Here is a 7,040-nt window from a genome sequence, read left to right on the forward strand (position 1 = left end):
CGGCCCTGTATTTTTGTCTTCAACCACCAGAGCAAAGCGGATGTAATGATCCTCGCAAAGCTGATCCGCCGGGATATGGGCGGGGTCGCAAAGAAGGAAATCCGCGATACGCCGGTGATCGGCAAGCTGATGGAACTGGCCGGTACGGTTTTCATTGATCGTGCCAATGCCGGGAGCGCGATCAAGGCGATGGCTCCGCTGATTGATGCCATAAAAATAGACGGCAAATCCATTGTCATCGCGCCGGAAGGAACGCGAACCCTTTCGCCGAAACTCGGACCATTCAAAAAGGGCGCCTTTCATATGGCGATCCAGGCGGGCGTACCGATGGTACCCATTGTCATTCACAATGCCGGAGATGTCGCCCCGAAGAATGAATTTCTGATGCGACCGGCGAAAGTAAGAGTCGATGTTCTGCCTGCCGTTGACACCAGCAAATGGTCAGTACGCAAGATGAATGAACATGTCGCAGAAGTGCGCGGGATGTTTCTTGAAGCGCTGGGCCAAGCCGAAGAAGAGGAAGCACTCTCAGCGCTCGTTGACGACGAACGCGCACCGGCAATCAAGGCTGCCGGTGCCAAGCGGCCCCCTAAACAAGCCGTTGTCGCAAAAAAACCAGCAGCGAAAAAGAAGGTGGCACGGAAGAAACCCGCGACGCGGCAAACGGGCGCCAAAAAAGCGACCGCAAAAAAATCCGTTGCCAAGAAGCCCGCAAGTCGATCTACCCCGCCGAAGAAGCCTGCCGCAGCACAGTCGACAAAATTGCAAGCTGCGGAATAGGCTGAAATCAAGGAGCGAGGATGGACGAGGCGACACAAATAGCAAATTCCGGATCGCTACTCGCGAAAGGTCCGAAGCTATTTTTGATCGATGCGCGCAATGGTGTCGAGCGCCGCTATTTGCTCGACTGGCTCCACACATCCATCGCAGAGGGCGGGCCTGGCGGGAAACTGAATTGGATCTCTTTGCCGATATCCGATGAACGGGCGAAACTCCGCCTCGACTCTCTCGGTGACAAACTCAAAGAACACCCGGAAACTTTGGTTGTACCGGTGCGCATTGCCTGGCGGATCCCCAATTTCGAAAAAAGCCGTGCGGTCAAAATGCGTCATGTCATATTTGGGGATCCGCGGAATCCGGGTAGCTTTCGCGCCCGGTCCATTCTGTTGCGCAACAAGCGCCGCGCTCATTGCCTGACTGGCCAGCCCGCAACGATTGGCGAACTCAAGCAGCGGTTTGCCGAGCTCAGCAAGGACTATGACCAGACCGACAACGCGGAATTTTCTGCCTTTGTTGTTCGACAAGCGGGACTGGTGCTGGATATTGCCGAGCGCGGATTGCGCGGACGCCGTTACAAGGTACCCCGGCATGTGGCTGACGGCCTGCGCAGCGATGCGCGGTTCCGCGCTGCGATGACCAAGCTTTCCGGTGATCTCGGCAAGAGCGAAGTGGAGCTGTACGAACAAGCGGCAAAATATATGAAGGAGCTGATCGCCCGGCCCAGTCCGATGTTCATCGACATGAAAGCAAAACTCGATCGATTCATGTTGTCTCAAGGTTACGAAGACCAGGTCGTATTCGATCGCAAGGAGCTGACCCGTTTGCGTACAACGATGCGGGAACATCCGACGCTGCTGCTGTTTACCCACAAAACCTATATCGACGGTGTCACCGCTACCGACCTTGCCTATCAAAATGACCTGCCTCTCATTCATTTATTCGGCGGTATTAACCTGGATTTTTTTGGTCTCGGATTCATGCTCCGCCGCGCGGGGACGATCTTCATCCGGCGGAGTTTCGAGAATAATCCCGTCTACAAGCTCGTTTTGCGCTATTATGTCAGCTATCTGCTCGAGAAACGCTTTCCGATGACATGGGCGTTTGAAGGTACGCGTTCGCGGCTCGGGAAGCTGATGCCGCCGCGCTATGGTTTGCTCAAATATGTCATGGATAGCGCGCACAGCAACGATATCGAAAATGTGCATATTATTCCAGTCGTTACCAGCTTCGATCTGATTCGGGATGTGGAAGAATATGCCAGCGAGCAGACCGGACGAATCAAGAAGCCGGAGTCGCTGAGCTGGTTCATCGGCTATCTTCGCAGTCTGCGCGAACCGATGGGCAAGGTTTATGTGGATTTCGGCGAACCGGTGATCGTTAAAAAGGCCCCCAATCCCAATGATCGGCTGGCCTTGTCCAAGATGGCTTTTGAAGTCGCGGTGCAGGCCAACCGGGCAACGCCTCTGACCCTGACCTCGCTGATGTGCCTTTGCTTGCTTGGCACGGCCCCGCGGGCGATGACAGCAGACGAATTGCGCGCTGTGATAATCTTTCTGACCGGTTGGGCGCGAGAGCGTGATATCCGGCTGAGTGACGATCTGACAGATAAAAATCTTGAAGGTTTTCAGCGTGTTGTCGAGACGCTGGTGAACAACGGGCTGTTGGTGCGCTATGACAAAGGTCCAACGTTGGTGTACGCGATCGAGCCCGATCAGCATCCGATCGCGAGCTATTATCGCAATTCGATCATCCATCATTTTCTCGACAAGGCGATCATCGAATTGTCGATATTGAAAGCAAGGGAAGCCAGTGACCAGAAGGCAATTTATATATTCTGGGAAGAGACAGACCGCCTTCGTGATCTGTTCAAGTTCGAGTTCTTCTATCCCGATAAACAGCAATATCGAATAAATTTGAAAGCGGAATTACAACGCGCCGATCCGAAATGGAAGGCGAAGCTGGAGGAAGGGGGCGCCATGCTCGCCAGCCTCACTAACCGCTTCCAGCCATTGATCGGCCACGCGGTGTTTTTACCTTTTGTCGAGGCATATACCGTTGTCCTGGATATATTGTCGCGGCTGGAACCCGGTCAGGCAATTGACAAGAAAAGTTGCGTGGCCATGGCATTGAAAGAGGGGCGGCAGGCCTATCTTCTCCGCCGTATTACGAGTGAGGCCTCGATTGGCAAAATCCTGTTTGAAAATGGCTTTAAAATGGCAACGGGTCTCGGTCTGACCGGGCAAACCACCGCGGACATGATAGTCGAGCGCAAAATGCTATTGCGGGAGTTCAGGGCACTTTCCAGGCGTATGGAGAAATCCCGCCTCGAAGTGCTTGCACTAGCCGACAAGATATTTGAATGAACAAAGCTGACAAAGGGCAAAATGGATGACCGAGCAAAGCAATGTAAGTCAGCTGAGTGCACAGGATGCCCAATTTCTGTATATTCAGTCCGCGACCAATCTCACCCATGTGATGGCCGTTTACATTTATGATCCGTCAACTGCCCAGGGCGGGAAAGTGCGCTTCAAGGATATCATCGAGCATATGCGCAAGCGTCTTGATGTTTCGCCGATGTTCAAGCGGAAATTATACCGGCTGCCTATGGATATAGATCATCCCTACTGGGTTAAAGACGAACATTTCGATCTTGAAGCGCATATTTCGCACGGCCGTCTGCCGGAGCCCGGCGACTGGCGGCAATTTTGCATCTACGTCGCTCGTCATCACAGCAAGCCACTGGATATGACACGGCCCCTTTGGGATATGTACGTGCTGGAAGGTCTCGACAATATTCCCGGCTATGCGAAGGGCAGCTATGCGATTCTGACGCGGATTCACCATTCGACGATCGACGGCGTGTCGGGCGCGCATTTCTTCGCGGCGCTCTCGGACAAAGACTCCAAAGGTACCCCTGCGATACCGTTGCCCGAAGGCGAGCCGGCAGCCAACGATTTGCCAACGACATCCGAAATATTGAATCGCGCGATCACCAGCACGGTGACGTCTCCGGTAAAATTGGCTCAGGCCTTGCTAAAATTCGCGCCTGCGCTGCTTTCAACCGCACAAAAGAACCTGACGGGCGGCGACGAAAAGACGGAAACCGGCGTTCCCGAAACCCGGTTCAACGGCCCTGTAACGCCTCACAAGATGTTCGATGCAATCACCTTTGACCTCGACGAACTGAAGAAAATGCGACTCAAGGTGGATGAAGCGACGATAAACGACGTCGTGCTGGCGATTTGCAGCGGGGCTTTGCGCCACTATTTGACCAAACATAAGGAACTTCCCAAAGACTCTCTGATCGCGGTTGCGCCCGTCAACGCTCGCAGCCGCTCGGGAGAGGAAGCCAATCCCGGCAACAATATATCTGCGATGACGATCAAAATCTGGTCGAATATCGCAGACCCCGTCAAACGCCTGGAAGCAATCAGGGATACAACGCGGGACACTAAAGCAGCAAAGTCCGGGCTCAGCGCGCGGATCATGACCGATCTAACCAAGCATATCCCGGGCGTCACGATGGCAGGTGTGGCGCGCATTCTGACGGATGAACGTTTTGCTCCGAAAATGAGCAATTTGATGGTTTCCAACGTTCCCGGCCCGCAATTGCAACTATATATGAATGGGGCCAAGCTGACGCATCAATATGGTCTGGCACCTCTGGCGCATGGAATGGGGCTGTTTATTGCAACACCAAGTTATAACGGAACCATATCCTTTAACATCATTTCCGATCGAAAAATGATGCCGGATGTTGAATTTTTTCGGGAATGCCTGCAAAGGGCGTTTAACGAACTGCGCGATGCCAAGCCGGGCACTGCTAAACGGCAAATAAAAGAAACGGCGGCGGCATCGAAAAAACCAGCGACGTCCACGGACGGTTCGGTGATGTATCGACGGGTTGCCAAAAAACCCCGAACAGTCGCATCAAAAGCGATCGGCGGGGGCAAACCGAAAGTGAAATAGGGAGCGGATAGATTGCACGCCGCCCGATTCCCGGGCGACGGCCGCTATTATGCGCAATTTTGGTGAAAGAGTGACCCGAAGATGATCCTGAACACGACTTTGAAGATGGAAAAAGCAATGGCGCAGGCCAAGAGCTATTCTGAATGGTCGAAAGCTGCGAAAGCGCACGACAAATCGACCGGGGTCGACATCTGGAAGGCATCGGATGAGAGTAAGCATTTCGACCATACGTCCATCCGCCGCCGTCTGAAACGGCTCTCGAAGCTTTGGAAGGCGCAAGACAATGCGGGTCTTCTATATGCTCTGAACGAAGGCATCCACGGCAATATGGACGGTATGGGTCACGCCCGTCTCCACCAGAAAGCGAAGTTCGGCACCAAGCAACTGATTCAGGATTATGTCGACGCGATTGCCAATTCCCTGGAATATCTGGCGAGCGACAAGGTCACAGACATCCCGTTCGAGGAAAAGCTCGATTTTTTCCGGCGGGCACAGCATTGTTATGGACGATCAGCGTTCCTGATGAGCGGTTCCGGCGCTTATCTCTATTTCCACGTCGGGGTTGCAAAGGCGCTTTGGGAGGAAGGTTTGCTGCCCGATATCATGTCCGGTTCCAGCGGTGGTTCGGTAGTCGGCGCTTTGATCAGCACACACACCGACAAGGAAATACCGCCATTTTTCAAGCCGGAAAATCTGATCGTCGGAGCGGATATTGAAGATGACGAGCAGCGAGGGTTGCTGGGCGGCCCGAGACGCTTGCGGGCAGATGAAATTCGCCAACGCCTGACAGAAATGCTTCCCGATCTGACATTTCAGGAGGCCTATGAACTTACCGGTCGCCATCTCAACGTTTCGATTGCACCCGCAGAAAAGCATCAGACATCTCGTCTGCTCAACGCCATCGCATCGCCCAATGTCTATATTCGCGAAGCCGTCCTGGCCTCTTGTGCAGTCCCGGGAATCTATCCATCGGTGACTTTGGCAGCAAAGAATCACCGTGGCGAGCGGGTTCCATATCTGCCAAACCGCAAATGGGTTGACGGGTCGGTCACCCACGATCTGCCGGTCAAACGGCTGGCCAGGCTCTATGGGGTTAACCACCATATCGTCAGCCAGGCCAATCCACTGGTCACTCCGTTTGCCACCGATTTCAGCCAGAAACGCAATCCGCTGTCCTCCATTAGAAACGCGTCGACAGCGACCATGAAAGCGTGGTTCAACGCCAATGTGGAACTGATGCAGAAACCGCTTTCCTATTTCCCGCGTTTGAACAGCATGGCCAATATGGCGCTGTCGGTGATCAATCAGGACTATACCGGTGATATCAATATCATCCGTCCGACAATGTTCTGGGGGCCATCCAAGATATTGAGCAACTTGCCGGTCGAGGATGTTGCCGAACTGATTCAGCTGGGCGAGCGCATGGCTTGGCCGAAAATCGAGATGGTTCGCACGCAGACCAAGATCAGCCAGACGCTGGACCGGATCCTGTTCAAATATGAAAATGAACTGGCACATGATCACGAATTGGTCGTCAAAAGGAAGATCGCTTGAAGCACGAACACGGAACGCTTCTGCTTTTGCCGGAATCGAAAGCCGCGGGAGCGAAAATATATTGGCAGAAATGGCTCCCTGATGGTGAATGCAAAGCCTTGATCCTGCTTGTTCATGGCTATGCCGAACATTCGGGACGATACCAGTATTTCGCCGATCATTGTTTGAGCAAAGGCTATGCTGTCTATGCGATGGACCATTGGGGGCATGGCAAATCGGAGGGAACGCCGGGTTTCGTCCCCGATTTCTCGGTATTCCACGATGGGGTCGATCCGTTGCTGGCCAGGGCCAATCAGGATTTTCCCGAACTGCCGGTCATGCTCGTCGGTCATAGTATGGGCGGGTTGATCAGCGCCACTTATCTGCTCAAGAAGCAGGATAAATTTGCCGCCTGCGTACTCTCCGGTCCGGCGATAAAAGCGGCCGAAGAGCCTTCCGCTTTCTTGAAGTTTATCAGCGGTTTTCTGTCCCGTTTCTTCCCCAAATTGGGTGTTCTCGAACTCGATCCGAATGGGGTCAGCCGCGATCCGCAAGTGGTCGCCGACTATCTCGCTGATCCGCTGGTCTACAATGGCAAAATGGGTGCGAGGCTGGCTACCGAGATGCTTGGCAACATGACCGAGATCCAGAAAAATGCCGGACAGATTTCGTTGCCGTTGCTTCTGCTTCATGGTGGAAAAGACAGTTTGGCCGCAGCTGACGGGTCAAGATTTCTCGATGGCCATGCTTCTTCCAGC

5 protein-coding genes are annotated in these 7,040 nt (G+C 53.7%); all 5 read left to right on the forward strand.

The genetic code is table 11. From position 1 onward, the window contains the following. Positions 1-780, forward strand: a 780-nt coding sequence (locus tag WBM93_RS11320; RefSeq protein WP_424431913.1) for a 1-acylglycerol-3-phosphate O-acyltransferase, incomplete at its 5' end; no start/stop codon positions are given. A gap of 20 nt (positions 781-800) precedes the next feature. Continuing rightward, positions 801-3,143: a glycerol-3-phosphate 1-O-acyltransferase gene (locus WBM93_RS11325; protein ID WP_424431915.1), complete on the forward strand. Its 2,343-nt coding sequence runs from the start codon at positions 801-803 to the stop codon at positions 3,141-3,143. A gap of 25 nt (positions 3,144-3,168) precedes the next feature. Beyond that, positions 3,169-4,749 carry a WS/DGAT/MGAT family O-acyltransferase gene (locus WBM93_RS11330; RefSeq protein WP_424431917.1) on the forward strand — a complete coding sequence of 527 codons (1,581 nt, stop codon included), beginning with the start codon at positions 3,169-3,171 and terminating at the stop codon, positions 4,747-4,749. 105 nt (positions 4,750-4,854) lie between these two features. Further along, positions 4,855-6,303: a DUF3336 domain-containing protein gene (locus tag WBM93_RS11335; RefSeq protein ID WP_424431921.1), complete on the forward strand. Its 1,449-nt coding sequence runs from the start codon at positions 4,855-4,857 to the stop codon at positions 6,301-6,303. Next, a partial coding sequence (locus tag WBM93_RS11340; protein ID WP_424431919.1) for a lysophospholipase occupies positions 6,300-7,040 on the forward strand: 741 nt, incomplete at its 3' end. The genes WBM93_RS11335 and WBM93_RS11340, both read left to right, overlap by 4 nt.

Origin of the sequence: Parasphingorhabdus sp. (assembly GCF_049667325.1) — a bacterium.
Taxonomy (GTDB): domain Bacteria; phylum Pseudomonadota; class Alphaproteobacteria; order Sphingomonadales; family Sphingomonadaceae; genus Parasphingorhabdus.

Coding starts and splice junctions, on each gene's coding strand:
- WBM93_RS11330 (WP_424431917.1), top strand. CDS start 3,169: ATGACCGAGCAAAGCAATGTAAGTCAGCTGAGTGCACAGGATGCCCAA.
- WBM93_RS11325 (WP_424431915.1), top strand. CDS start 801: ATGGACGAGGCGACACAAATAGCAAATTCCGGATCGCTACTCGCGAAA.
- WBM93_RS11335 (WP_424431921.1), top strand. CDS start 4,855: ATGGAAAAAGCAATGGCGCAGGCCAAGAGCTATTCTGAATGGTCGAAA.